Genomic DNA, 25,728 nt, shown 5'->3' with positions numbered 1-25,728 from the left:
TTATTTTTAGATATGGAAATAAATCGTACTTTAAATGAAGTACGATTTATTTTGCTAATCATTATACCTCATAAGGGTATATAGAGGTGAGAGACATGAATGAAAAAAAAGAGGCCAATCTTCAAATATCAGGAATGACATGTGCGGCATGTGCAAATAGAATTGAAAAAGGTCTAAAAAAAGTAGAAGGTGTTCATGAGGCAAATGTAAATTTTGCGCTTGAAAAAACAAAAATAATGTACGATCCAACTAAAACAAATCCGCAACAATTTAAAGAAAAAGTTGAATCATTAGGATATGGAATTGTAAGTGATAAAGCTGAATTTACTGTTTCAGGAATGACATGTGCAGCATGTGCAAATAGAGTTGAAAAGCGTTTAAATAAGTTAGATGGTGTGAACAAGGCGACAGTAAATTTTGCTTTAGAATCAGCCACAGTAGACTTTAACCCTGATGAAGTTAATGTAAATGAAATGAAGAGCGCGATTACGAAGCTAGGATATAAATTAGAAGTGAAACCAGATGATCAAGATGCATCAACTGATCATCGATTACAAGAAATTGAAAGACAAAAGAAGAAGTTTATTATTTCGTTTATTTTATCTTTCCCATTATTGTGGGCAATGGTTAGTCATTTCTCATTTACGTCATTTATTTATTTACCGGATATGTTAATGAACCCTTGGGTGCAACTAGCACTTGCAACTCCTGTTCAATTTATCATTGGTGGACAGTTTTATGTTGGGGCTTATAAAGCGTTACGCAATAAAAGTGCTAATATGGATGTTCTCGTGGCGCTTGGAACGTCGGCCGCGTACTTCTATAGTGTATATTTAAGTATTCAATCTATTGGTTCTTCGGAACATATGACAGATTTATATTTTGAAACGAGTGCGGTACTTATTACATTAATTATTTTAGGTAAATTATTTGAAGCGAAAGCAAAAGGGCGCTCATCAGAAGCAATTAAAAAATTGATGGGTTTACAAGCGAAGACAGCTACAGTTGTGCGAGATGGAACAGAAATAAAAATTTTGATTGAAGAAGTAGTAGCTGGTGATATCGTCTATGTAAAGCCTGGTGAAAAAATACCAGTAGATGGTGAGATTGTAGAAGGAAAGTCAGCAATTGATGAATCGATGTTAACGGGTGAAAGTATTCCTGTTGATAAGTCAATTGGGGATGTAGTAATAGGTTCGACAATAAATAAAAATGGATTTTTAAAAGTGAAAGCAACTAAGGTAGGAAGAGATACTGCATTAGCTCAAATTATTAAAGTAGTAGAAGAGGCACAAGGTTCAAAAGCTCCTATTCAAAGGGTAGCAGATCAAATTTCAGGTATTTTCGTACCGGTTGTAGTTGTGATTGCGATTATCACATTTGCAGTATGGATGATATTTGTTACACCTGGTGATTTTGGCGGAGCACTTGAGAAAATGATAGCAGTACTTGTTATTGCTTGTCCATGTGCATTAGGTCTTGCAACGCCTACATCTATTATGGCAGGATCAGGAAGATCGGCTGAGTATGGTATTTTATTTAAAGGTGGAGAGCATTTAGAAGCAACGCACCGATTAGATACGGTTATTCTAGATAAAACGGGTACAGTGACAAATGGGAAGCCGGTATTAACAGATGTAATTGTAGCAGATGGATTCAATGAAAATGAACTGCTTAGATTAGTAGGGGCAGCAGAAAGAAATTCTGAACATCCGCTTGCAGAAGCGATTGTAGAAGGAATTAAAGAAAAGAAAATTGATATCCCGAGTTCAGAAACGTTTGAAGCGATTCCGGGATTTGGTATCGAATCAGTTGTAGAAGGAAAACACTTATTAATTGGTACACGTCGATTAATGAAGAAATTCAATATTGATATTGAAGAAGTTTCTAAATCAATGGAAGCGCTAGAACGAGAAGGAAAAACAGCAATGCTTATTGCAATCGATAAAGAATATGCTGGTATAGTTGCCGTTGCAGATACTGTGAAAGATACTTCAAAAGCAGCTATCGCAAGACTGAAAAAAATGGGTCTAGACGTTGTGATGATTACAGGAGATAATACACAAACTGCTCAGGCAATTGCAAAGCAAGTTGGTATTGATCACGTAATTGCAGAAGTATTGCCAGAAGGAAAAGCAGAAGAAGTGAAAAAACTGCAAGCAAATGGTAAGAAAGTAGCGATGGTTGGAGACGGGATAAATGATGCTCCTGCTCTTGCTACAGCGAACATTGGTATGGCAATTGGAACGGGAACGGATGTAGCGATGGAAGCAGCGGATATAACGTTAATCCGCGGTGACTTAAATAGTATTGCTGATGCGATATTTATGAGTAAAATGACGATAAGAAATATTAAACAAAATTTATTCTGGGCATTAGCTTATAACGCGTTAGGAATTCCAATTGCGGCATTAGGTTTCTTAGCCCCTTGGGTTGCTGGAGCAGCGATGGCATTTAGTTCTGTATCCGTTGTATTAAATGCATTACGATTACAAAGAGTTAAATTAAAACCTTAAAAAGCTACATTAAGTAATTGAATAGAATTAAAAAACAATACTTGAATAAGTATTGTTTTTTTGTTCGTATAGAAATTAAAACGATATAATAAAGCAGAAATATAGAATCGTATGTAGTAGAAAAGTTAAGAGGTAGTTTGGTAAGGAGACTTATATATGTTAAAAGATATTATAATTAGAACATTCCAGAAAAAAGATTTAGATCAAGTATTACAATTATTCTATGAAACAGTTCATACGGTTAATGCAAAAGATTATAATGAGTTACAGCTACAGGCGTGGGCACCGGAGCGACTAGATAGAGAAAATTGGTTACAGTCTTTAGAAAAGAATATTAGCTATGTAGCGGATCATAAAGGTATGATTGTGGGGTTTGGGGATTATAACGATGATCGTTACGTAGATCGTTTATTTACGCATAAAGATTATCAAGGAAAAAGAGTCGCTTCATACATACTACAGAAGTTAGAAAAAGAAGCAGTGAACTTGGGACATAGGGAGATATATACAGAGGCGAGCATTACCGCAAAACCTTTTTTTGAAAGTAAAGATTTTATTTGCATAAAAGAACAAAAGAAACAGCATAATGGTCAGATTTTTATTAATTATGTTATGAAAAAATATCCTTCTCATAAATGAGAAGGATATTTTTCATTATTTTACAGCTTCTTTTAGTTCTTTACCAGCTTTGAAAGCAGGTACTTTAGAAGCTGCGATTTGCATTTCTTCACCAGTTTGTGGGTTACGGCCTGTACGAGCAGCTCTTTCGCGAACTTCGAATGTACCGAATCCGATAAGTTGTACTTTTTCACCAGCAGCTAAAGTGTTAGTGATTGATTCTACTACAGTTTGTACAACTACAGTAGCTTCTTTTTGAGAAATCTCAGCATTTTGTGCTACGTTTTTAATTAATTCTGTTTTGTTCATGTTTTTCACCTCATATGTAAATAATGCTATTTAAGTTGTTATTATAACGTATAAAACATTCGAGAACAAGTGTACGTACATATATTCGCAAAAAAAATGAAATTTGTAATATTTTTAGGGTCCTTTATAGACATTCTATTTAAGCCGACAGAGATTTGTTCTTCATTTCAGTCTTCTCTTGATAAGAAGATAGTTTCTTATTATAAGATATGAAGTAAGGTAGTGCTACAAATAACATACCTCCTACTAAATTTCCAAAGAAAACAAAAATAAAGTTTGGAAAATATTCAGCCCAAGTGAAATGACCGGCAAAAATTGCGGCTGGGATGACAAACATATTTGCTACAACGTGTTGAAATCCAATCGCAACAAAAGTCATAACTGGGAACCAAATACCGATAATCTTTCCGATAAATTCTTTACTTCCCATACTGAGCCAAACAGCTAAACAAACGAGCCAATTACATCCGATTGCAGAAATAAATGCTTGCAATGGTGTATCTTGTAGTTTCGCTTGAGCGATAGAAATAGTTTTCGCTAAAAAAGCTCCTTCAGTTAAGCCAACGATATGGCCGAAAAAGTAGGCTACAAATACAGCCCCTATGAAATTGCTAAACGTAACAATAACTAAATTTCGTATGAAATGAAATAAAGTAATTTTCTTTTGAAGCCAAGCCATAGAAACTGTCATCATGTTACCAGTTACTAGTTCACCGCCTGCAAGAATAACGAGAATAAGACCGATAGGGAATACAGCAGCGCCTAGAAAACTAGTAAATGATCCCCAATATTTTGGCATTGTTCCAATAACATGAATATCGAGTAAATACCCTAATGCGATAAAAGCACCGCCAAAAAAACCGAGAATTAGCATAGGGAGTAATGATAAATGAGCTTTTTTCCTTCCGGAATTCGCAGCAAGTTCCGTAATTTCTTCTGGTGTAAATACAGACATGAATAACCCCTCCGTAATAAAATGATGGAATGAATAGAAAAAGATTCGAAAATATATGTATTATAAAAATATGGTATGACTTCTGTATAAAATTGTCAAAGTGAATAGGGAGGAAATTACATATTAATAACATAGTTCATGTTGTCACATTAATGTAACAATAAGGATTTAAAGTGTTTCTAGAGGTGAAAACATGAATACAAATCATGTAAAAAAAGAACGAAAAAAATCAATCGTAAAGATATTTATTATTAGTTTTATAAGTATATTAATGATACTAGTAAGTTTGTATTATTATGCGACAGAAATAGAACGAAAACTAGTAACAGTTACATGGAATGAAATAGAAGCTTCTGCAATTCCTAAAGAATTTAATAATAAAAAAATATTACAGTTTTCAGATGTACATTTAGGGCCAGAGTTTACATTGAAGCAACTTGAACATTTGGTGGAGAAGATGAATGAATTACATCCAGATATAGTAGTTTTTACCGGAGATTTAATAGATAAATTTGGTTCTTATAGTGCAGAAAGAGAGGAAGCGAAGGCTATTTTGCAGAAAATTTATGCTCCCTTAGGGAAATATGCTGTGTTTGGGAATCATGATAGGGGCGGGGGCGGTAGTTTATTTTACAAAAAATATATGGAGGAAGCTGGTTTTTTTGTATTAGTAAATGAAGTGCAGAAAATTAAAGTGGAAAACGGCAAATATATTACAATATCAGGTTTGGATGATTTTCTATTAGGGAAGCCGAAAATAGATTCAACTTTAAAAAACTTGAAACAAAATGATTTCAACATGTTATTAGTACATGAGCCGGATGTTGTAACCAAAATAAATCGTTACCCAGTTGATCTTCAACTGTCAGGACATAGTCACGGAGGACAAGTCCAAATCCCTTTTGTAGGTCCGTTAATTACTACCAAACTAGCTGAGAGTTATGTTGAAGGTATGTATGAAGTGGAGGGGAAGAGTAAGCAGTTATATTTATATGTAAATCGTGGTATTGGGACTACTAGGATGCCTGTTAGATTTTGTAGTGTACCTGAACTTTCAGTTTTTGTGTTGAAGCAAAAGAGTGACTAGAATATTTAACAATATGATTCGGAGGAACGTGCGATGTTGGGCGATGGAAAACAGTTTCTTAAAACTTTAGATGTGACAAAGTAATTTTCATAAATAAAAAACAACAATAGGACCTATAAAGGGTCCTATTGCTGTTTTTATCCTGCATTGATTGCCCATAAATGTCCGATTGATGGGGGCTAATTATAGTTTTACTTTGTTATTTTTGCAAGGAAAGACCATCAAAATATGTTCTATAGTTATTTGAGAATTCGAAGTTGTTTTTTGCATCCCAATTAATAGACCAAGACATTAGGCCGCGGAATGCAGGATAGCCACTCTGGTTAGAAAGTTTATACTTTCCTCCGAACGGAACTCCTTTAATGATATAATTTAAAGCTTTTTTCATTTCAGTTGGCGAAATGTATCCACCACTTGGAGCTGCCGCTGGTGCTGCTGGAAGCCCAATCATAACTTGATCTGAGCGAAGAGCTGGGAAAATGTTATTTGGATTACCACCTACAGGAAAACCATGTAAGAGCATATCTGCCATAGCGACCTCGTAGTCTGCAGTACCTTGATTGTAGTTATTACCGTCCATTCCAATCCCGCTACCAGCGTTGTAGTGTTGAACATGAATGTATGTTAGTTTATCTTTCACTCCGTAAATAATTGGTAAATATGCACCCCATATGCTTCCATATGCGCTATAACCGCCTTGAACATAAGCTGTTTCAGGAGCCATGCTTAATAGAAAATCTGGACCATAATGATCTGAGATTGTTCGAATAGCTGATATAAGATTTACGATTTGGGGAGTAGTTGGATTTTTGAAATTAGTATCATTTCCGTTTAAGTAAATACCTGATTCAAGGTCAATATCTATTCCATCAAAACCGTATTTATCGATTAGAGACTGTATGGAATTAATAAAACGATCCTTAGCGGCATTGTCAGGAAGTAAAACGACTCCATTTTGTCCACCTATTGAAAGAACTACTTTCTTTCCTTTACTTTTTAAATAAGAAATATCTGATTTGAAGTCTGCATCTGTACCATACACAGGAGAAAATTCAACAGTGGAACGATCACCACCAGTTTCACCAAAAGATACATTGATTACATCCCATTTTGGTGAAACGTCTTTTAATTTAATAATGCCAGTACCGTTATCAAAGTTATGCCAATATCCAACGAGTAATTTTGAACCTAAATTGTTTGCTGCTTGTGCTTGGAAAGGGGATAGCGGTAGAAGTAAGAACATTACTAAAATGCAACAAAAAAATTTGAACTTGTTTAACATATCAACACTCCTATACAAAAAGTTGTCTAGATGTATAATCTTGTTTATTTAATAATATCTGAAAATTCTTTCTTTTGTAAGGGGACTATAATTTTCTCAACAATTGTGTATGGGAAAGTATTAAACCTAATGTAATAATTTTTGAAGAAGGTTGAATTGTAATTGTTAAATTCAGAATATTTTGATATATTTTAACGTATAGAACAAAATCTTTCGCACAGTACTCTTACATAAGTTTCAAAATTTAGTTTGGAAGGGGATGTACAAGATTTGGATAAAAATCTAAAGAAAGACCTCAAAATACGCCACATTACAATGATTTCAATTGGCGGCGTAATAGGGGCTGGTTTGTTTGTTGGAAGTGGTGCAGTTGTACATTCGGCAGGACCAGGTTCTATCGTTTCATATGCATTAGCAGGACTTCTAGTCATTTTCGTCATGAGAATGCTAGGAGAAATGGCAGCTGTTAATCCGACAAGTGGTTCATTTGCAACGTATGCAAGAGAAGCGATTGGTCCTTGGGCGGGTTATACAATAGGCTGGTTATACTGGTTTTTTTGGGTAATTGTTATTGCAATAGAAGCCACAGCAGGTGCTGGTATTATCCAATATTGGATTCCACAAATACCGCTTTGGTTATTAAGTTTAATATTAACAATTTTATTAACGCTGACGAACGTTTTTTCGGTGAAATCATTTGGAGAGTTTGAATATTGGTTTTCTTTTATTAAAGTAATAAGTATTGTTTTGTTCCTTTGTCTAGGTCTTGCTGTTATTTTAGGATTTGTTCCAGGAACAGAAGCACCCGGCACTTCGAATTTAATTGGACAAGGTGGATTTATGCCAAACGGTATAAGTTCGGTCCTGCTTGGAATTACTGTTGTTATATTTTCATTTATGGGATCAGAGATTGTAGCAGTAGCCGCAGGTGAATCTGCAGAACCTGTAAAAGCAGTAAAAACAGCAACAAACAGTGTGATTTGGCGTATTCTTGTATTTTTTATTGGGTCTATAGCGGTAGTTGTTACGCTACTGCCATGGAATTCAGCAAACATATTAAAAAGTCCATTTGTAGCTGTACTTGAACATATAGGAATACCAGCGGCAGCACAAATTATGAATTTTATCGTTTTAACAGCTGTACTTTCTTGCTTAAATTCAGGCTTATATACAAATTCAAGAATGCTTTTTTCAATGGCAGAAAGAGGAGATGCTCCAAAGTCATTTTTAAAATTGAACAGTAGTGGTGTTCCCGTTCGAGCGGTTTTATTTGGAACTTTCTTCGCTTATATTGGAGTTGTGTTTAGTTACATTTCTCCAGATAAAGTCTTTTTGTTTTTAGTGAATGCATCTGGCGGGATTGCGTTACTAGTTTATCTCGTTATTGCAGTTTCGCATTTAAAGATGCGTAAAAAAATGGGGAAAGTAGAACAACAAAATTTGAAAGTGAAAATGTGGCTTTTTCCGTATGTAACGTATGTTACAATTGCTGCTATTATAGCAGTTTTAGTTGCGATGTTCGCAATTGATACTTTACGTTCACAAGCATTTTTAACAATGTTTGTTACTGTTCTTATCATACTTTCTTATTTTATTTTTAATAGAAATAAAAATATCACAGTTTTGCATCCTAAAAGTAAGAATGAGGAATCTGTTCGATTCTAATTTTCTTATTTTCGAAGAGAGTTACACCCAATCATTGCTATAAAAGAATCATATATAATCATAGAAACAAGTAATTACTATTGTCATAGTGAATATAAACTTTTTTCTTGACTTTTTATACGAAGGCGAGCAAAATGGTAAAAAAGGAAGGGGGGATGATGATGGAAGAGTACGTATTAGAGCTGTATAACCTGTTATATACGACAGAATGGCAAGATATTGTTTCGTTTCTAGGAATCGTATTTTGCATGAAAATTGTAATTGTATATATGGAAGAGCAAGGTATGTTCTATTCCTTCTCATCTCCGTTCGATGTGCAGCGCGAGCCGTTGCTAAACTATGCCAATGTGAATTACGAACAATTTCCTTTTGTAGTTTTCTTTATGATTCGATTTATTACAGCAATTGTAAGGAAAAAGGAAAGTGATGATGAAGAGTGCCACTCAACTTGTAAGGTAGCTAACGTTTTTTAAGCTAAATACAAGGAGGAGATTTATATGTGGTTTCGATTTCTTATGATTGGTTTTTTTTCATTAACAGCAATTTCATTAATGGGATATCAAGTGTCTGAAATTTTTCAAGCATATAGCGATACATTTTTTAACAAAAACTAATCGCATTGCTATTTGAATAATAAAGCGATAAAATCCTTCTTAAGAAGTTTTATTAAGAAGGATTTTTTTCTTTGTCTGGTCTTGCTGTGTCAAACTATTGTCACATTTACACTGTGAATAATATGTTAAAATAGTGAGGTTATGTATACATACTTGAAGGAAGAGGGAGTGACCATTTTGGTGGATCAATCAACAAATCAGAAAAGCTATGCTCCTATTGTGATAACGCTTTCTGTAATTGTAAATGCGATTATTTTATTTTTGTTCTTTGGACCTGTTGGCTATGAAGGAGAAGTACATTTTGATGTAACGATTTTACCAATGTTAAACGCGATTTTTAATAGCTTTACGTTCGTATTTTTATTAGCAGCGTTATTCTCGATCATTAAAAAGAATGTGAAAATGCATCGTGGTTTTATCCTTGCAGCATTTACGACAACTTTACTATTTTGTGTGTCGTATTTATCGTATCATTACTTAGCACCGGCAACACATTTTGGCGGAGAAGGATTCATTAAATATGTGTATTTCATCATTTTAATTACACATATTATCCTAGCAGCAATTATCGTACCACTTGCATTGTTTGCGCTTGTATTTGGTTTTACAAATCAATTAACACGTCACCGTAAAATTGTACGTTGGACGATGCCGATTTGGTTATATGTAAGTTTATCTGGTGTTATTGTTTACTTAATGATCTCACCTTATTACCAATAAAAAAATCTCAGCCTGTAGGCTGGGATTTTTTTATTAAGCAAATATTTTTGTGAAATGAAAAAAATATGGTATACAAAAGTATAGTTGCTTTTCATATAGAAGGGATGGTAAAGAAATATGCAAAATTTTGTATTTCGTAATCCAACGAAACTTATTTTCGGTAAAGGTCAATTAGAACAGTTAAAAACTGAAATTCCACAGTTCGGTAAAAAAGTTCTTCTCGTATACGGGGGAGGCAGCATTAAAAGAAACGGTATTTATGATAATGTAATTTCTATTTTAAAGGATATTAATGCAGAAGTATTTGAATTAACAGGTGTTGAACCGAATCCACGTGTATCAACTGTAAAGAAAGGGATTCAAATTTGTAAAGAGAATGGTGTTGAATTTATTTTAGCAGTTGGTGGAGGAAGTGTAATCGACTGTACGAAGGCAATTGCAGCTGGTAGTAAGTACGATGGAGATGTATGGGATATTGTAACGAAAAAAACATTTGCTAATGAGGCATTACCATTTGGTACTGTACTTACTCTTGCAGCAACAGGATCTGAAATGAATGCAGGCTCGGTAATTACAAACTGGGAAACGAATGAAAAGTATGGATGGGGTAGCCCGGTTACTTTCCCGCAGTTTTCGATTTTAGATCCAGTTCATACTACTTCTGTACCGAAAGATCAAACAATTTACGGTATGGTAGATATTATGTCGCACGTATTAGAACAATATTTCCATCATGGAACGAATACAGAACTACAAGATCGTTATTGTGAAGCTGTTTTAAAAACAGTAATTGAGACAGCTCCTAAGCTTTTAAGTGATTTAGAAAATTATGAGCATAGAGAAACTATTTTATATTGTGGTACTATGGCGTTAAACGGCATTTTAGCAATGGGAGTAAAAGGAGATTGGGCGACTCATAATATTGAGCATGCAGTTTCTGCTGTTCATGATATACCACACGGGGGTGGCCTTGCGATTTTATTCCCGAACTGGATGAAGCATGTTGTAGAGGGAAATGTAAGTCGTTTTAAACAGTTTGCTATTCGAGTATTCAATGTAGAAACAGATGGAAAGACTGATCGAGAAATTGCGTTAGAAGGAATTCAGGCGTTACGTCAATTTTGGACTTCAATTGAGGCGCCAGTAACATTATCTGATTACGCTATTGGAGAAAATGAAATTGATTTAATGGCGGATAAAGCGATGGCGTATGGTGAATTTGGTAACTTTAAAAAATTAAATAAAGATGATGTTTTAAGTATATATAAAGCTTCTTTATAAGTGAATTTAGAAAAGAAATCTATTTGATTGTTTGATCGAATAGGTTTCTTTTTTTGCTGTTTATAAATGTTTGTGGATGTTTTTGATTATTTTTGATTGTTTATGGTTGATTTTTGTGACCGTTTTCATTATACTGTAATCAAAGAAGAGGTGAATAAAATGTTAACTCCTGAACGTCATCAAATGATATTGCAACTTGTAAAAGAACAGAAAGTTGTAAAATTACAGCAATTAGTTGAAAGAACAGAAAGCTCTGAGTCGACAATTCGCCGTGATTTAGCACAATTGGAAAAGCAAAGGTTATTAAAAAGAGTTCATGGTGGTGCCGCTGTTTTAACAGGAAAAGGGCAAGAACCAACGATGGTCGAAAAATCATCCAAAAACATTCAAATAAAACAACAAATTGCTAAGTATGCGGCTAGCGTTATTGAACAAGGTGATTGTATTTATTTAGATGCAGGAAGTACAACATTTGAAATGATTCCATTTTTAATAAATAAAGATATTACTGTCGTTACGAATGGACTTATGCATATTGAAGCTTTAGTTGAAAATAATATTCGTGCGTATTTACTAGGCGGAATGATGAAGAGTAGGACGAAAGCTTTAATCGGTGCTATGGCACAGGAAAGTATGCAGAAGTATCGTTTTGATAAATGTTTTTTAGGTGCAAATGGTGTACATGAACAGCTTGGCTTTACAACGCCAGATCCAGAAGAAGCGCTCTTAAAACAAATGGCATTAACATTAGCAAACGAAGGATATTTCTTAATTGATGAAAGTAAGTTTTCAGAAGTTGCGTTTGCGAAAATTGCAAATGTTGAAGATGCAAATATTATTACAAACCATTTAGAAATTGATTTAGAAAAATATAAACAACAAACCAATGTAATTGAGGCTGATAAACAATGATCTATACAGTTACTTTAAACCCATCTATTGATTATGTAGTGCAAGTTTCTTCCTTTGATTTAGGAACAATAAATCGAGCGGAAAAAGATATGAAGTTTCCTGGAGGAAAAGGAATTAATGTTTCTCGTGTTCTTCAGCGTTTAGGTGTTAAAAATATAGCACTTGGATTTACTGGTGGATTTACTGGTCAATTTATTAAAGAGGTATTACAGACGGAAGGTGTAACAACAAACTTCGTCCAAGTAGATGAAGATACTCGCATTAATGTGAAAATAAAAGGGGAAGAAGAAACAGAATTAAATGGCCAAGGTCCTATTGTAACAAAAGAGCAGTTCGAACAGTTAATGAAAAAAATTGAGAGTATGCAACCTGGAGATTGTGTTGTACTTGCTGGGAGTGTACCAGTTTCTATTCCAAATACCTTTTACGAATCAATTGCTGCGTTTGGAGCTGAAAAAGGTATTCGTGTAGTAGTAGATGCAAGTGGAAGTGCACTGCAACATGTAATTAAAAATAAGCCATTTTTAATTAAGCCAAACCACCATGAACTTGGTGAGTTGTTTGGAGTGGAGCTTTCAACAGTAGAGGACGTTTTACCTTATGGAAGAAAATTAATTGAACAAGGTGTAAAACACGTTATCGTATCGATGGCTGGAGAGGGAGCTTTATTATTTACGGCAGAAGGTATATATGAAGCGACTGTTCCAAAAGGTGTTGTAATTAATTCAGTTGGGGCCGGGGATTCTCTTGTTGCAGGGTTTGTAGGCAAATATGAACAGACAAAAGATATTGAAAAGGCATTTCAATACGGCGTTGCAACAGGGAGTGCAACAGCATTTTCAGCTGATTTATGTAAGAAGGAAAAAGTAGAAGAATTATTGTCGCAAGTAATTGTAGCTAAGCGATAGGGGGAAGCAACATATGAAAATTACAGAACTATTAAAAAGGGATACAGTCATTATGGATTTGACAGCTTCAAATAAAGAAGCTGTCATAGATGAATTAGTTGAGAAATTAAACGGGGCAAATCGTTTAAATAGTAAAACGGAATTTAAAGAAGCTATTTTAAAGCGGGAGGCCCAAAGTACGACTGGAATAGGGGAAGGTATTGCAATACCTCATGCGAAGACAAAGGCTGTTAAACAACCATCGATTTGTTTTGGTAGAAGTGTAAGCGGTATCAATTATGAGTCGCTTGACGGACAGCCAGCACACTTATTCTTTATGATTGCTGCAAGTGAAGGAGCGAATAATACTCATTTAGAAACGTTGTCTCGTTTATCGACATTATTAATGGATGAAGGATTTCGCAAGCAACTATTAGAAGCAAAGGATGAAAGTGAGCTTCTTCAACTATTTGATGAAAAAGAGAATGAAAAAGAAGAAGAGATTGAAGTCGCAAAACCAGAAGGAAATGAACCGTACGTACTTGCTGTTACAGCTTGTCCAACTGGAATCGCTCACACATATATGGCAGCGGATAGCTTAAAAGCAAAAGCGACAGAGTTAGGAATAGCGATTAAAGTTGAAACAAACGGATCAACAGGTATTAAAAACGGTTTAACGAAAGAGGATATTGAACGTGCAACAGCTATTATTGTTGCGGCGGATAAACAAGTAGAAATGAATCGTTTTGCTGGTAAACATGTCATTCAAGTGCCAGTTGCTGATGGGATTCGAAAAACGGAAAATCTGCTTAAGCGAGCTGTCAAACAAGATGCACCAATCTTTAAAGGTGTAAAAGAGGACGGGAAATCAGAAAGTATTGAGGGAGAAAAAGGATTAGGAATTTATAAGCATTTAATGAGCGGTGTAAGTAATATGCTTCCATTCGTTGTTGGTGGCGGGATTTTAATAGCGCTAGCGTTTTCGTTTGGTGGTATAAAGGCGGAAGGTCCTTTAGCTGAATTGTTCATGTCAATTGGTGGAGGAAAAACAGGTGCGTTTTTATTCCTTGTACCAATTTTAGCTGGATTTATTGCAAGTTCTATTGCTGATCGTCCTGGTTTTATGCCTGGTGTTGTAGGTGGATTTTTAGCGGCGAATGCGAATGCTGGATTTTTAGGTGGATTAATTGCTGGTTTCTTAGCTGGATATGTTGTTTTAGGGTTGAAAAGATTATTTTCAGGACTACCAGTACAATTAGAAGGAATTAAACCTGTATTGTTATATCCAGTCTTTGGATTATTGATTACAGGAGTTGTAATGCAAAAAGTAGTAATTCCGCCTGTAGTAGCATTAAATGAAATGTTGACAGGGTGGTTAAATGGTTTAAACGGTACGAATGCTATATTACTAGGTCTTATTTTAGGTGGTATGATGGCAATTGATATGGGGGGGCCAATTAATAAAGCGGCATTTACGTTTGGTATTGCTGCAATAGAAGCGCAGAATTTTGGAGTGCACTCAGCAGTTATGGCTGGTGGGATGGTACCACCACTTGCGATTGCATTCGCAACTACATTCTTTAAATCAAAGTTTACAGAAGCGGAACGTAAATCTGGTTTAACAAATTATATTATGGGAGCGTCGTTCATTACAGAAGGTGCGATTCCGTTTGCAGCTGCAGATCCGGTTCGAGTAATCGTAAGTTGTGTTGTTGGTTCAAGTATTGCAGGTGCGTTATCTATGTTATTCCAAATTACATTACCGGCACCGCATGGTGGATTATTTGTAATAGCGTTAGTAAATAAACCGTTACTATATATTTTCTCTATATTAATTGGAACAATTGTCTCGGCTGTTATGCTAGGTGTTTGGAAAAAGAAAGTTCAATAACAAATAAAAAGAGAGCAGTTTTTCTATGGCTAAATTTACAGCTGATGAAAAAATACAAATCGTTCTACGTTATTTGAACGGAAATGAAAGTTATCGAGAAATGGGTAGATCGCTCGGTATAAGTGACACAATCATTTTGAATTGGGTAAACCAATATAAACAGAATGGTCTGGAAGCTTTTCTAAAACGATGTACAAATTACACACAACAATTTAAACTAGACGTACTAAACTTTATGATTGAAAACGGTATGTCCTTATTTGAGACGGCAGCTATCTTTAATATTCCTGCCCCTTCAACGATTTCTGTTTGGAAAAAACAGCTCGAAACACAAGGAATTGATGCCCTTCAATCTAAGAAAAAGGGGCGTCCATCCATGAAAAAAGATTCAAATAAACAAGTAAAACAACCTTTAGCTGAAGGATCAGTCGAAGCACTTGAAGCACGCATTAAACAGCTTGAGATGGAAAATGAGTACTTAAAAAAGTTAAATGCCTTAGTTCAAAACAAGGAAAAATCACAAAACAAGACAAAGCGCAAGTAGTCTATGAATTAAGGCATAAATATTCGGTGAAGGCACTCGTGGAGCTAGCTACTATTCCTCGAAGCACGTATTATGATTTAGTAAAGAAAATGAATCGTCCAGATGTAGATGCCGATTTGAAAGCTGAGATTAAAGCGATTTATGAGGAAAATGAAGGTCGTTATGGTTATCGTCGCATTCGTGATGAATTAACGAATCGTGGCCAGAAAGTGAACCACAAGAAGGTTCAGCGCATTATGAAAGAGCTTGGGTTAAAGTGTGTTGTGCGTATGAAGAAATATAAATCCTATAAAGGAAAAGTCAGTAGAATTGCACCTAATATTTTAGAGCGTAATTTTCATACAGATGCACCGAATCAAAAGTGGGTAACAGACATCACAGAGTTTAAATTGTTTGGAGAAAAACTGTATGTATCACCTGTATTAGATTTGTATAATGGTGAAATTATTACCTATACAATTGGTTCTAGACCGACGTATTCGCTTGTTTCAGACATGTTAGAGAAAGTATTGGAACGTTTACCTGAAACCCACCAGCTACTGATGCATTCGGATCAAGGATGGCATTATCAAATGAGACAGTACGTCCGGACACTTGAATCAAGAGCTATCGTCCAGAGTATGTCTCGAAAAGGCAACTGTTACGACAACGCAGTAATAGAAAATTTCTTTGGGATTATGAAGTCGGAGTTCCTCTACATAAAAGAATTTGAAAATGTAGAGCACTTTAAAATAGAATTAGAAAAATATATAGATTATTATAATACGAAACGGATTAAGGCAAAATTAAAAATGAGCCCGGTACAATACCGGACTCACTTTTATCAAGCTGCCTAATGAAATAACCGTGTCTAACTTTTAGGGGTCACTTCATTTAGAAGCTGCTCTCTTTTTATTACAAAAAAATAGGTTAACAATTGAATATTGATGTTTTTTGGTAAAAGATGTAACGAATTGTGAATTTTTTGTAACAAAAAAGTAACACTGTAATTTTTTCTGGAAAAAAGTTCTTGTGCTCTTATATGAAAAATATATGAAAACCACTGGAGATTGTATGAGAAATACATTTTATTAATATGGAAATTTATGTTACAACTCGTTAATCGTATATTACGAATGCTTTGTAATTGTGTGATTTCTAAAAATTCTAAAAAACTGTTGCTATAATGAAAATACGAAAACAAAGCAAATGGAGGCTATTCATGAAAAAATTATTAGGTATAGCAACAGCAGCAGTTTTTGGTCTTGGGATTTTTGCGGGTTCTGCTAAAGCGGAAACAATTGTAACAACAGACATATTAAATGTTAGAGAAAACCCAAATGTAGAGTCAAAGCTTGTAGGTAAAGTGTTCAGTGGGAATACACTAGATGTTATAAATACAGAAAATGGATGGACAAAAATTAAGTTGAACGGTAAGGAAGCGTTTGTAAGTGCCGATTTTACAAAGAGCACATATTATGTAACGGCGGGCGTATTAAATGTTCGTGCTGGAGCGAATACTGATTCTGAAATTTTAGGTAAACTTAATAAAAATGATGTGATTGAAACGACGAATCAAGTTCAAAATGAATGGTTACAATTCGACTACAATGGAAAAGTTGGATATGTTCACGTGCCATTTTTAACAGGAACAGCACCTGTAATCGAAAAGAAAGAGGTTGTAGCTCAAGAAGAAGCACCAGCTAGAACAAATACGCCAGTTAAAAATAATACAGTAGTTAAGAATAAAGAGTCTGTTAAGAGTAACGATTCTATTAAGAATGTAGAATCAAGTAAACCTGTGGTAAAAGAAAAACCGGCTGCAAAACCAGTTGCAAAATCTACTGAAACAAGTGCGCCTACTGGTGGTCGTGAAATTACAGTAGAAGCGACGGCATATACAGCAGATCCGAGTGAGAATGGTTCGTATGGTGGTCGTGTATTAACTGCAATGGGGCATGATTTAACAGCAAATCCAAATATGAAAGTAATTGCTGTTGATCCGAAAGTAATTCCGCTTGGATCAAAAGTATGGGTAGAAGGATATGGAGAAGCGATTGCTGGAGACACCGGTGGTGCGATTAAAGGAAATCGTATTGATGTATTAGTCGGTTCAGATGGTAGTGCTAATAGCTGGGGGCGCAAATCTGTAAAAGTGAAAGTTATACAATAGGTTATCGATATTAATATAAAAAGCGGTTGCTTAAAACTATGTAAGCAGCCGCTTTTTATGGATTATTGAAATGGATAAATAGTTTTACCTGTAATAATTTTATATGCACTGCAAAATTGCGTTTGTATATATTCTGTATTTTTATTTTCTGGATGTAATGTTGTTTCATGGAGAGTAGAATGAAAAGCCCGTAGTAAACAATTTAGGGCGAAGTATAATTCCTCTTGTGAACAATTTTGTTCTTTTGTAGAAGTGGCTAAAATGAGGTCTTTTGTCAAAGATGAAAAATTGATGGTGGATTGTTTCATAGTTAACTCATCCTCTCGAAACTATTTTTATCATGTATATGCAGAATTGGACAAACTATGTTCTTTTTTCTGTATAATTTCATGTACCGAAATGAAAGAACTTGCAATCATGCCGTTAAAATTGGTAAGATTGGGTATAATCAATAGATGGAGTATATTACATAAAGAGAGTTGAATGATATGGGAGAAGTGCAACGTGAAAAAGTTGCTGTCATCATTGGACCAACTGCTGTTGGAAAGACGAAGTTAAGTATCGATCTTGCCAAAGTGTTGAACGGTGAAATTATTAGTGGTGATTCCATGCAGATCTATCGAACGATGGATATTGGAACTGCAAAGGTAACAAAAGCAGAGATGGACGGAATTCCACATTATATGATCGATATAAAAAATCCGGAAGATTCATTTTCTGTCGCGGAATTTCAAGAACGTGTTCGCAAGCATATTCGAGAAATTACAGAACGTGGTAAATTACCAATTATAGTTGGTGGGACCGGTCTTTATATACAATCTGTTTTATTCGATTATCAGTTTACAGATGATGCTGGTGATGTGATATACCGAGAGCAAATGGAAAAGTTAGCTTTAGAACGCGGTGTGGAATATGTACATAAAAAATTGCAAGAAGTAGATCCAGAAAGTGCGGAGCGTATTCATGCAAATAATGTACGACGTGTCATTCGGGCGTTAGAAATTTTCCACACGACGGGTGAAAAAATGAGTGAACAAATTGAGAAACAAGAAAAAGAGTTACTCTATGATGTTTCATTAATTGGCTTGACAATGGATCGAGAAATGCTATACGATCGCATTAACTTACGAGTGGATTTGATGATGGAACAAGGCCTATTAGAGGAAGTAGAAGGGCTGTATAATAGAGGGATACGAGATTGTCAATCTATTCAAGCGATTGGATATAAAGAAATCTATGATTATTTTGAGAATCGAGCCTCTTTAGAAGATGCGGTGTCACAATTAAAGACGAATTCGCGTCGTTATGCAAAACGTCAATTAACGTGGTTCCGTAATAAAATGGATGTCACGTGGTTTGATGTTACAGACGGTGAAAAAACGTCAGAAATTTTACGATACATAGAAGGAAAGTTACAAGTAAAGTCGAATAATAGTAAGTAGAGAAAAAGAGGAGGATTCGACATGAAGCAATCAATCAATATTCAAGATCAGTTTTTAAATCAACTCCGTAAAGAAAATACGTTTGTTACGCTGTACTTATTAAATGGTTTCCAGCTTCGTGGACTAATTAAAGGATTTGATAATTTTACAGTCCTGCTGGAAACAGAAGGTAAGCAACAGCTTATTTATAAACATGCAATTTCCACATTTGTACCACAAAAAAATGTTTCAATTGAATTAGAATAGTAATGAATTATTGTACATAACAAAAAAAGAGCGAGTTTCCTCGCTCTTTTTTTATTTGTCATAAACAATATATGATGAAATTTAAGCGATTCTAAATACAGTAAGGCGGATGTTAGTATTTCCTGTCGCAGGGATCGTAATCTCATTAAGAGTAGATTGAACAGAAATTCTTGCACCAGCTGCTAATGTTTCGATTGTAGTAAATGAAAGTGAGTCGCCTATTAAATTTGAAGAGAAATTATCAGTTGCGACTGCTCCATTAATTGAAATTCCTACTCCGAGTGGAGCGCATCCTGGCGCAGTTGTAGAAATGGATACGCTAATTACATAAATACCACCGTTAATAACAGTAACTGTATCTGTGCCGTTGAAGATAATATTGTTTACGTTAATTGCAGTACTAAAAATAAAGTTATTAAATTGCAGTACTGTTTGCTGAATATTGTTTGTTACAACAATTGTTGCTATAGGGAAGCTAGGTCCAGTAGGCCCAGTAGGTCCGGTAGGTCCACCAGAAGGTCCAGTAGGTCCAGTAACTCCTATACCAGTAGCGCCGGTAGCACCCGTTGGTCCTTGAATGCCTTGAGGTCCAGTAGCACCTGTGTTACCTTGAACACCTTGAGGTCCAGTAGCACCCGTGTTACCTTGAACACCTTGAGGTCCAGTAGCGCCGGTAGCACCAGTAGCACCTGTGTTACCTTGAACGCCTTGAGGTCCAGTAGTACCGGTAGCACCTGTGTTACCTTGAACACCTTGAGGTCCAGTAGCACCAGTAGCGCCGGTAGCACCTGTGTTACCTTGAACACCTTGAGGTCCAGTAGCACCAGTAGCGCCGGTAGCACCTGTGTTACCTTGAACACCTTGAGGTCCAGTAGCACCGGTAGCACCTGTGTTACCTTGAACACCTTGAGGTCCAGTAGCACCAGTAGCGCCGGTAGCACCTGTGTTACCTTGAACACCTTGAGGTCCAGTAGCACCTGTGTTGCCTTGAACACCTTGAGGTCCAGTAGCACCTGTGTTACCTTGAACACCTTGAGGTCCAGTAGCACCCGTGTTACCTTGAACACCTTGAGGTCCAGTAGCACCTGTGTTACCTTGAGGTCCAGTAGGTCCAGGAGGCCCGCCAGAAGGTCCAGTAGGTCCGGTAACTCCTATACCAGTAGCGCCAGTGGCACCCGTGTTACCTTGAGGTCCAGTAGCGCCGGTAGCACCTGTAGCACCCGTGTTACCTTGAGGTCCAGTAGCGCCGGTAGCACCTGTAGCACCCGTGTTACCTTGAGGTCCAGTAGCGCCGGTAGCACCTGTGTTACCTTGAACACCTTGAGGTCCAGTAGCGCCGGTAGCACCTGTGTTACCTTGAACACCTTGAGGTCCAGTAGCACCAGTAGCGCCGGTAGCACCTGTGTTACCTTGAACACCCTGAGGTCCAGTAGCACCGGTAGCACCTGTGTTACCTTGAACACCTTGAGGTCCAGTAGCGCCGGTAGCACCTGTGTTACCTTGAACACCTTGAGGTCCAGTAGCGCCGGTAGCACCTGTGTTACCTTGAACACCTTGAGGTCCAGTAGCACCAGTAGCGCCAGTAGCACCTGTGTTACCTTGAGGTCCAGTAGGTCCAGGAGGCCCAGGAGGCCCGCCAGAAGGTCCAGTAGGTCCGGTAACTCCTATACCAGTAGCGCCAGTGGCACCCGTGTTACCTTGAGGTCCAGTAGCACCAGTAGCACCAGTAGCACCAGTAGCGCCGGTAGCACCTGTGTTACCTTGAACACCCTGAGGTCCAGTGGCACCAGTAGCACCTGTGTTACCTTGAGGTCCAGTAGCGCCAGTAGCACCAGTAGCGCCGGTAGCACCTGTGTTACCTTGAACACCCTGAGGTCCAGTAGCGCCCACCTGTGTTACCTTGAACACCCTGAGGTCCAGTAGCGCCGGTAGCACCTGTGTTACCTTGAACACCTTGAGGTCCAGTAGCACCAGTAGCGCCGGTAGCACCTGTGTTACCTTGAACACCTTGAGGTCCAGTAGCGCCAGTAGCGCCGGTAGCACCTGTGTTACCTTGAACACCCTGAGGTCCAGTAGCACCAGTAGCGCCGGTAGCACCTGTGTTACCTTGAACACCTTGAGGTCCAGTAGCGCCAGTAGCGCCGGTAGCACCTGTGTTACCTTGAACACCTTGAGGTCCAGTAGCGCCGGTAGCACCTGTGTTACCTTGAACACCTTGAGGTCCAGTAGCGCCGGTAGCACCTGTGTTACCTTGAACACCTTGAGGTCCAGTAGCACCAGTAGCGCCAGTAGCACCTGTGTTACCTTGAGGTCCAGTAGCCAGGAGGCCCAGGAGGCCCGCCAGAAGGTCCAGTAGGTCCGGTAACTCCTATACCAGTAGCGCCAGTGGCACCCGTGTTACCTTGAGGTCCAGTAGCACCAGTAGCACCAGTAGTAGCGCCCGTGTTACCTTTGAGGTCCAGTAGGCCGGTAGCTCCTGTGTTACCTTGAACACCTTGAGGTCCAGTAGAGGTCCAGTGGCACCAGTAGCACCTGTGTTACCTTGAGGTCCAGTAGCGCCAGTAGCGCCCGTGTTACCTCGAGGTCCAGTGGCACCAGTAGCACCTGTGTTACCTTGAGGTCCAGTAGCGCCAGTAGCGACCCGTGTTACCTCGAGGCCCAGTGGCACCAGTAGCACCTGTGTTACCTTGAGGTCCAGTAGCGCCAGTAGCGCCCGTGTTACCTCGAGGCCCAGTAGCGCCCGTGTTACCTCGAGGTCCAGTGGCACCGGTAGGTCCAGTAGCGCCTGTGTTACCTCGGGGCCCAGTGGCACCGGTAGGTCCAGTAGCGCCCGTGTTACCTTGAGGTCCAGTGGCACCAGTAGCGCCCGTGTTACCTCGAGGCCCAGTGGCACCGGTAGGTCCAGTAGCGCCCGTGTTACCTCGAGGCCCAGTGGCACCGGTAGGTCCAGTAGCGCCCGTGTTACCTCGAGGCCCAGTGGCACCAGTAGCGCCTGCTGGTCCAGTAGGTCCGGTAGGTCCTTGAATGAACGAAGCAGAATTAACTAGAGCAGTTTGTAATGCTGCTATTAATTTAAGGAGCTCTTGAAGTGTGCATGGGTCAATTCGGAATAATTTTGTAATGTATAGTAAATAGTTAATGAGATTTTGAAGCTCAATAAATACAGCGCTTGCTACAAAGGTTGGATTTCTTAATATAGTTATTAAGTTTTTAATAATAGCTAACCCTTGTGCTTTCAGGGAGGAAGTAGCGTCTAGTGAACAAATAAATTTACTCAGTAGGTTCAATGTATCGATTAGATCTTCAATATTTTGGGGAGATGGATTTGCGAAAAGTTTTGGGATTATTTTTGTTAAATCAATAATAATCGCACGAAATGTTCTAAGTTGAGCTTTAGTAATTGGGATTGATGGAGTATTTGGAATTCGTCCGGCGCTACTTGGAAAGCATGGTTTGGAGAATTTGTTTTGATTGTCGTTATAACGAGACATTAAATCTCTCCTTTCTCACGAAAATGTGAACGAAACTCATCATAGTAGATGCAGAAATTAGTTAAATGGTCATAATAAAATCGTTTGTTTAAAGAAAAAATAGAAAAAACGCCTTACAATAAGGCGTTTTTTCTATTTTCTGCGTATTGATAATATCGCTTTAATGAAATTTTTGATTTGAATCCAGCGAGTTTTATAATTTCTGATTCAGGAGTTTCTTTTTTTATTAAGTTTAAAATATAGGTGTTACGAAAATGTTGTCCTGAAATTCCTTTACGTAAATTGGCTCTAGCCACTTCGAGGCGAATCATTTTTTGTATAGCAATTTCCGTTAATGCCTTTGGTGCATCATTTTCATATACCCACCTGTATGTTCCACGGTTAAAATCGAATGCGACAAATAATGGATCATCACTATGGTATTTAGGACGAACTGGTTCCGGGATGCTTTTGTAATAATTATATAGTTGTTTTTTGTCTTCTTTTGCTAATGTAATTGTTCTTTCTACACCTGCGGTTGCTGGGATTGATAATGTGTTAGTTTCAAAGTGAACGTGATGCATTGTTAATGCTGTAAGTTCTTGTAAGGATAAACCGTAGTCAATCAATAGATTTAAAATAGCAATATTGCGATCCATTAATAAAGGGCGCACAGGAAGTTGTTTTTCTGAAAGTCCTTCTAATGAAGTGACTATATACTTTAACCTTTTTTCTTCATCAGGTGAAATGAAATCTTCGTTACGAAGTGTACGGTCTGGTTGAATAGAAATTTCCATATTTTTCAACGGGTTAGGAATGTTTAGAAAATGATGCATTCTATTTAGTACAATAAATACACGATGCATCGTTTTTTCTGAGTAATGTCGATTCGTTTTTAAATCGGAAAAGTAATCTTCGTAGTCTTTTGTACAAAGTGTAGCCCATATATTACTGGAAGGGAGCTTTTTGTTTTTTTCTAACCAATGTCCGAAGTCTTCAACGTCATAAACATAACGTTTAATAGTTGAGGGTTTTCGGCCTTTATTCAATAAAAAAATAGAAAAGGCTTGTATTGTATCATGGAATTCCGTTGTCTCCATAGTCCCACCACCTTAATTATTTCTTATATTATAGCAAACTTTTCTGAAAATAGGCATTTACAAGGGGGACAGGAATAATAATATTTGGTGAGTGGATAAAATGAGGTGATTGTATGGAACAATCGATGCGAAAGAAAAACAACAATCAAATTAATATTGTGTTAAACCATCGAAAGAAAATTTCTTTGCCAGCCGCAGAAAATAAAACGGTAATTTCAAATGAAACTACAATTAAACATGAAATGCTGCAGAGAATTGAAGAAGAGATGGGGAAGCTTGTTGGGATGGATGATATAAAAAAGATAATAAAAGAAATATATGCTTGGATTTATGTGAATAAAAAAAGACAAGAGAAGGGATTGAAGTCTGAGAAGCAAGTGCTTCATATGCTGTTTAAAGGGAATCCGGGTACAGGGAAGACAACTGTTGCTAGAATGATAGGAAAATTGCTGTTTGAGATGAATATTCTATCGAAAGGCCACTTGGTTGAAGCTGAACGTGCTGATCTTGTAGGAGAGTACATCGGCCATACAGCTCAAAAAACAAGAGACTTAATAAAAAAAGCAATGGGAGGTATTTTGTTTATTGATGAGGCGTATTCTTTAGCTCGAGGAGGAGAGAAGGACTTTGGAAAAGAAGCAATTGATACGCTTGTAAAACATATGGAAGATAAACAACATGGTTTTGTATTGATTTTAGCTGGATATTCAAGAGAGATGAATCACTTTCTTTCATTAAATCCAGGGCTGCAATCTCGTTTTCCATTTATTATTGAATTTGCGGATTACTCGGTAAATCAGCTATTGGAAATTGGAAAGAGAATGTATGAAGATCGTGAATATCAGTTATCAAAAGAAGCTGAATGGAAATTTAGGGATCATTTACATGCGGTGAAGTATTCGTCGCAAATTACATCGTTTAGTAATGGGCGGTATGTACGGAATATTGTTGAAAAATCAATTCGTACACAGGCGATGCGGTTGTTGCAAGAAGATACGTATGATAAAAATGATTTAATTGGAATATCGAGTATGGATTTGATGCTCGAAGAGGAGACGCACAGTACATAAACTGTGCGTCTATTTTTGTGTATAAGTTCGTTTACTCTTTTTTTGCTTTTTCTTGGTGCGCTTTATGGAAGCGTTCCATTTTAGCGCTCTTTTCGTGTGCTGAATTAGGATCGTGTCCAAATTGGTTTACTGAACTTTTTTGAGCTCCTTTATTAACGTGGTTTGTCATTTGTATTCACCTCACTTTAAAAATTAGTATAAACATTATATAAAGAAAAAATCGTTAGAAAAGAAAAACCTCTTTACGATATGTAAAGAGGTTAGATTGCTATTTATGGATTGAACGTTCTTTCGTTTCGATACGTCTGTGTGGTAAATGCCATTTGTAATGAATAGAAACCATGCGGAAGCAAACAATTAAAATGAATAAAATGTAAAGAGCCCAATCGCTAACAATAATTTGAGCGCCAATTAAAAAACCTGCTAAAATTGTCCAAAAGGCATATACTTCAGCTCGAAGAACGAGAGGTTTTCTGCGGGCTAAAAGGTCGCGAATGATACCACCGCCGATACCAGTTAAAACAGCTGCCACGATTGTGGCGCTAATTGGTAAATTTAATTTTTGAGCATATAATGCTCCTTGTACAGCAAATGCTGATAAGCCGATAGCGTCAGTGATATTTTCCCACTTTTTCCAATGTCTAATTAACTTATTTGGAAAAAGAAAAATAATAGTCATTGATAAAAGTGCGATTTGGAATAACATGTCTTGTTGCCAAAACGCGACAATCGGATAACCGATTAATAAATTACGAAGGGCACCTCCCCCAAATGCGGTTGCCATTCCTAAAATATACACCCCGAAAATATCATAATCCTCTTCCATTGCAACAATGGCTCCGCTTAGTGCGAAAGCGATTGTGCCTATGATGCTAAAAATCTCCCATGCCATGAATTTTCTCCCCCGCTAACTAGATGAAATGTGCTTCCTCTGCTATTATATTAGAAGGTTTAAATTTCGAAAAGG

At 37.1% G+C, this 25,728-nt stretch carries 23 protein-coding genes and 1 pseudogene; 15 read left to right on the top strand and 9 right to left on the bottom strand.

Annotated elements, in window-relative coordinates; all coding sequences use genetic code 11:
* The first annotated feature begins 95 nt into the window (after positions 1-95).
* Positions 96-2,516 (top strand): heavy metal translocating P-type ATPase, encoded by a 2,421-nt coding sequence (locus V7S45_RS18230; RefSeq protein ID WP_001003178.1) that lies wholly within the window; start codon positions 96-98, stop codon positions 2,514-2,516.
* Positions 2,517-2,672: 156 nt separating this feature from the next.
* A complete protein-coding gene (locus tag V7S45_RS18225; protein WP_000910167.1) occupies positions 2,673-3,155 on the top strand; it encodes a GNAT family N-acetyltransferase in 483 nt (160 codons plus the stop codon).
* A gap of 15 nt (positions 3,156-3,170) precedes the next feature.
* Here V7S45_RS18225 and V7S45_RS18220 read toward each other — a convergent pair whose 3' ends face one another.
* Positions 3,171-3,443 (bottom strand): HU family DNA-binding protein, encoded by a 273-nt coding sequence (locus V7S45_RS18220; RefSeq protein ID WP_001043904.1) that lies wholly within the window; start codon positions 3,441-3,443, stop codon positions 3,171-3,173.
* Between the two features lie 139 nt (positions 3,444-3,582).
* Complete coding sequence (locus V7S45_RS18215; protein ID WP_000110545.1) at positions 3,583-4,398, bottom strand: formate/nitrite transporter family protein; 816 nt, start codon at positions 4,396-4,398, stop codon at positions 3,583-3,585.
* A gap of 193 nt (positions 4,399-4,591) precedes the next feature.
* Between V7S45_RS18215 and V7S45_RS18210 the strand changes: the two genes are divergently transcribed.
* Positions 4,592-5,485, top strand: a complete 894-nt coding sequence (locus tag V7S45_RS18210) for a metallophosphoesterase (RefSeq protein WP_025687334.1) — start codon at positions 4,592-4,594, stop codon at positions 5,483-5,485.
* Positions 5,486-5,684: 199 nt separating this feature from the next.
* Here V7S45_RS18210 and V7S45_RS18205 read toward each other — a convergent pair whose 3' ends face one another.
* A complete protein-coding gene (locus V7S45_RS18205; RefSeq protein WP_000932437.1) occupies positions 5,685-6,767 on the bottom strand; it encodes a chitinase in 1,083 nt (360 codons plus the stop codon).
* 270 nt (positions 6,768-7,037) lie between these two features.
* Here V7S45_RS18205 and gabP point away from each other — a divergent pair, with 270 nt between their 5' ends.
* The 9 genes from gabP (at position 7,038) to entD (ending at position 17,433) form a co-directional block, all read left to right on the top strand.
* The gene (gene gabP, locus V7S45_RS18200) at positions 7,038-8,432 is read left to right on the top strand and encodes a GABA permease (RefSeq protein ID WP_000360111.1); all 1,395 of its coding nucleotides are present in this window, start codon (positions 7,038-7,040) and stop codon (positions 8,430-8,432) included.
* A gap of 134 nt (positions 8,433-8,566) precedes the next feature.
* Positions 8,567-8,905: a hypothetical protein gene (locus V7S45_RS18195; RefSeq protein ID WP_121868051.1), complete on the top strand. Its 339-nt coding sequence runs from the start codon at positions 8,567-8,569 to the stop codon at positions 8,903-8,905.
* A gap of 318 nt (positions 8,906-9,223) precedes the next feature.
* Positions 9,224-9,766, top strand: coding sequence for a DUF420 domain-containing protein (locus V7S45_RS18190; RefSeq protein WP_000228315.1), 543 nt, complete (start codon positions 9,224-9,226; stop codon positions 9,764-9,766).
* 117 nt (positions 9,767-9,883) lie between these two features.
* Positions 9,884-11,047 (top strand): iron-containing alcohol dehydrogenase, encoded by a 1,164-nt coding sequence (locus V7S45_RS18185; protein ID WP_001179093.1) that lies wholly within the window; start codon positions 9,884-9,886, stop codon positions 11,045-11,047.
* Between the two features lie 159 nt (positions 11,048-11,206).
* Positions 11,207-11,959: a DeoR/GlpR family DNA-binding transcription regulator gene (locus V7S45_RS18180; protein WP_025687333.1), complete on the top strand. Its 753-nt coding sequence runs from the start codon at positions 11,207-11,209 to the stop codon at positions 11,957-11,959.
* Positions 11,956-12,867: a 1-phosphofructokinase gene (gene pfkB / locus V7S45_RS18175; RefSeq protein ID WP_086403757.1), complete on the top strand. Its 912-nt coding sequence runs from the start codon at positions 11,956-11,958 to the stop codon at positions 12,865-12,867. Before V7S45_RS18180 ends, pfkB begins: the two co-directional genes overlap by 4 nt.
* A gap of 13 nt (positions 12,868-12,880) precedes the next feature.
* Positions 12,881-14,737 carry a PTS fructose transporter subunit IIABC gene (locus V7S45_RS18170; protein WP_000704605.1) on the top strand — a complete coding sequence of 619 codons (1,857 nt, stop codon included), beginning with the start codon at positions 12,881-12,883 and terminating at the stop codon, positions 14,735-14,737.
* A 25-nt stretch (positions 14,738-14,762) separates the two neighbouring features.
* Positions 14,763-16,117, top strand: a protein-coding gene (locus tag V7S45_RS18165; RefSeq protein WP_342761456.1) for an IS3 family transposase whose coding sequence is annotated in 2 segments (ribosomal slippage) — positions 14,763-15,216 and positions 15,216-16,117 — 1,356 coding nt in all. Because the reading frame shifts where the segments join, the coding sequence is not laid out codon by codon here.
* Between the two features lie 365 nt (positions 16,118-16,482).
* Positions 16,483-17,433 (top strand): cell wall-binding protein EntD, encoded by a 951-nt coding sequence (entD, locus tag V7S45_RS18160; protein ID WP_000734605.1) that lies wholly within the window; start codon positions 16,483-16,485, stop codon positions 17,431-17,433.
* 62 nt (positions 17,434-17,495) lie between these two features.
* Here the strand turns inward: entD and V7S45_RS18155 are convergent, their stop codons facing one another.
* Positions 17,496-17,741 carry a hypothetical protein gene (locus V7S45_RS18155; RefSeq protein WP_000814429.1) on the bottom strand — a complete coding sequence of 82 codons (246 nt, stop codon included), beginning with the start codon at positions 17,739-17,741 and terminating at the stop codon, positions 17,496-17,498.
* 180 nt (positions 17,742-17,921) lie between these two features.
* On the opposite strand from V7S45_RS18155, the gene miaA reads away from it, so the two are divergent.
* Together miaA and hfq are read left to right on the top strand one after the other, a co-directional pair.
* The gene (miaA, locus tag V7S45_RS18150; RefSeq protein ID WP_000504956.1) at positions 17,922-18,875 is read left to right on the top strand and encodes a tRNA (adenosine(37)-N6)-dimethylallyltransferase MiaA; all 954 of its coding nucleotides are present in this window, start codon (positions 17,922-17,924) and stop codon (positions 18,873-18,875) included.
* 21 nt (positions 18,876-18,896) lie between these two features.
* On the top strand, positions 18,897-19,121 hold the full coding sequence (gene hfq, locus V7S45_RS18145) for an RNA chaperone Hfq (protein ID WP_000813896.1): 225 nt from the start codon (positions 18,897-18,899) through the stop codon (positions 19,119-19,121).
* 81 nt (positions 19,122-19,202) lie between these two features.
* Here hfq and V7S45_RS18140 read toward each other — a convergent pair whose 3' ends face one another.
* From V7S45_RS18140 to V7S45_RS18130, 3 genes and pseudogenes are all read right to left on the bottom strand, one after another.
* Positions 19,203-21,029 carry a Gly-Xaa-Xaa repeat protein gene (locus tag V7S45_RS18140; RefSeq protein ID WP_342761455.1) on the bottom strand — a complete coding sequence of 609 codons (1,827 nt, stop codon included), beginning with the start codon at positions 21,027-21,029 and terminating at the stop codon, positions 19,203-19,205.
* Positions 21,019-22,612 (bottom strand): annotated as a pseudogene (locus V7S45_RS18135) (collagen-like repeat preface domain-containing protein); the annotation flags it as partial. The pseudogene V7S45_RS18135 and the gene V7S45_RS18140, both read right to left, overlap by 11 nt.
* A gap of 113 nt (positions 22,613-22,725) precedes the next feature.
* Positions 22,726-23,691, bottom strand: a complete 966-nt coding sequence (locus V7S45_RS18130; protein ID WP_000450326.1) for a site-specific integrase — start codon at positions 23,689-23,691, stop codon at positions 22,726-22,728.
* Positions 23,692-23,804: 113 nt separating this feature from the next.
* Between V7S45_RS18130 and spoVK the strand changes: the two genes are divergently transcribed.
* On the top strand, positions 23,805-24,761 hold the full coding sequence (gene spoVK, locus V7S45_RS18125) for a stage V sporulation protein K (protein WP_000438177.1): 957 nt from the start codon (positions 23,805-23,807) through the stop codon (positions 24,759-24,761).
* Between the two features lie 31 nt (positions 24,762-24,792).
* On the opposite strand, the gene V7S45_RS18120 is transcribed toward spoVK, so the two are convergent.
* A complete protein-coding gene (locus V7S45_RS18120) occupies positions 24,793-24,930 on the bottom strand; it encodes a hypothetical protein (protein ID WP_000181505.1) in 138 nt (45 codons plus the stop codon).
* Positions 24,931-25,029: 99 nt separating this feature from the next.
* Positions 25,030-25,653 carry a trimeric intracellular cation channel family protein gene (locus V7S45_RS18115; protein ID WP_000312266.1) on the bottom strand — a complete coding sequence of 208 codons (624 nt, stop codon included), beginning with the start codon at positions 25,651-25,653 and terminating at the stop codon, positions 25,030-25,032.
* Positions 25,654-25,728: the final 75 nt, after the last annotated feature.

Origin of the sequence: Bacillus sp. BR3(2024) (assembly GCF_039134555.1) — a bacterium.
Taxonomy (GTDB): Bacteria; Bacillota; Bacilli; order Bacillales; family Bacillaceae_G; genus Bacillus_A; species Bacillus_A cereus.
Note: the sequence above shows the minus strand (reverse complement) of the source record. Positions and strands in the feature narration are given on the sequence as shown.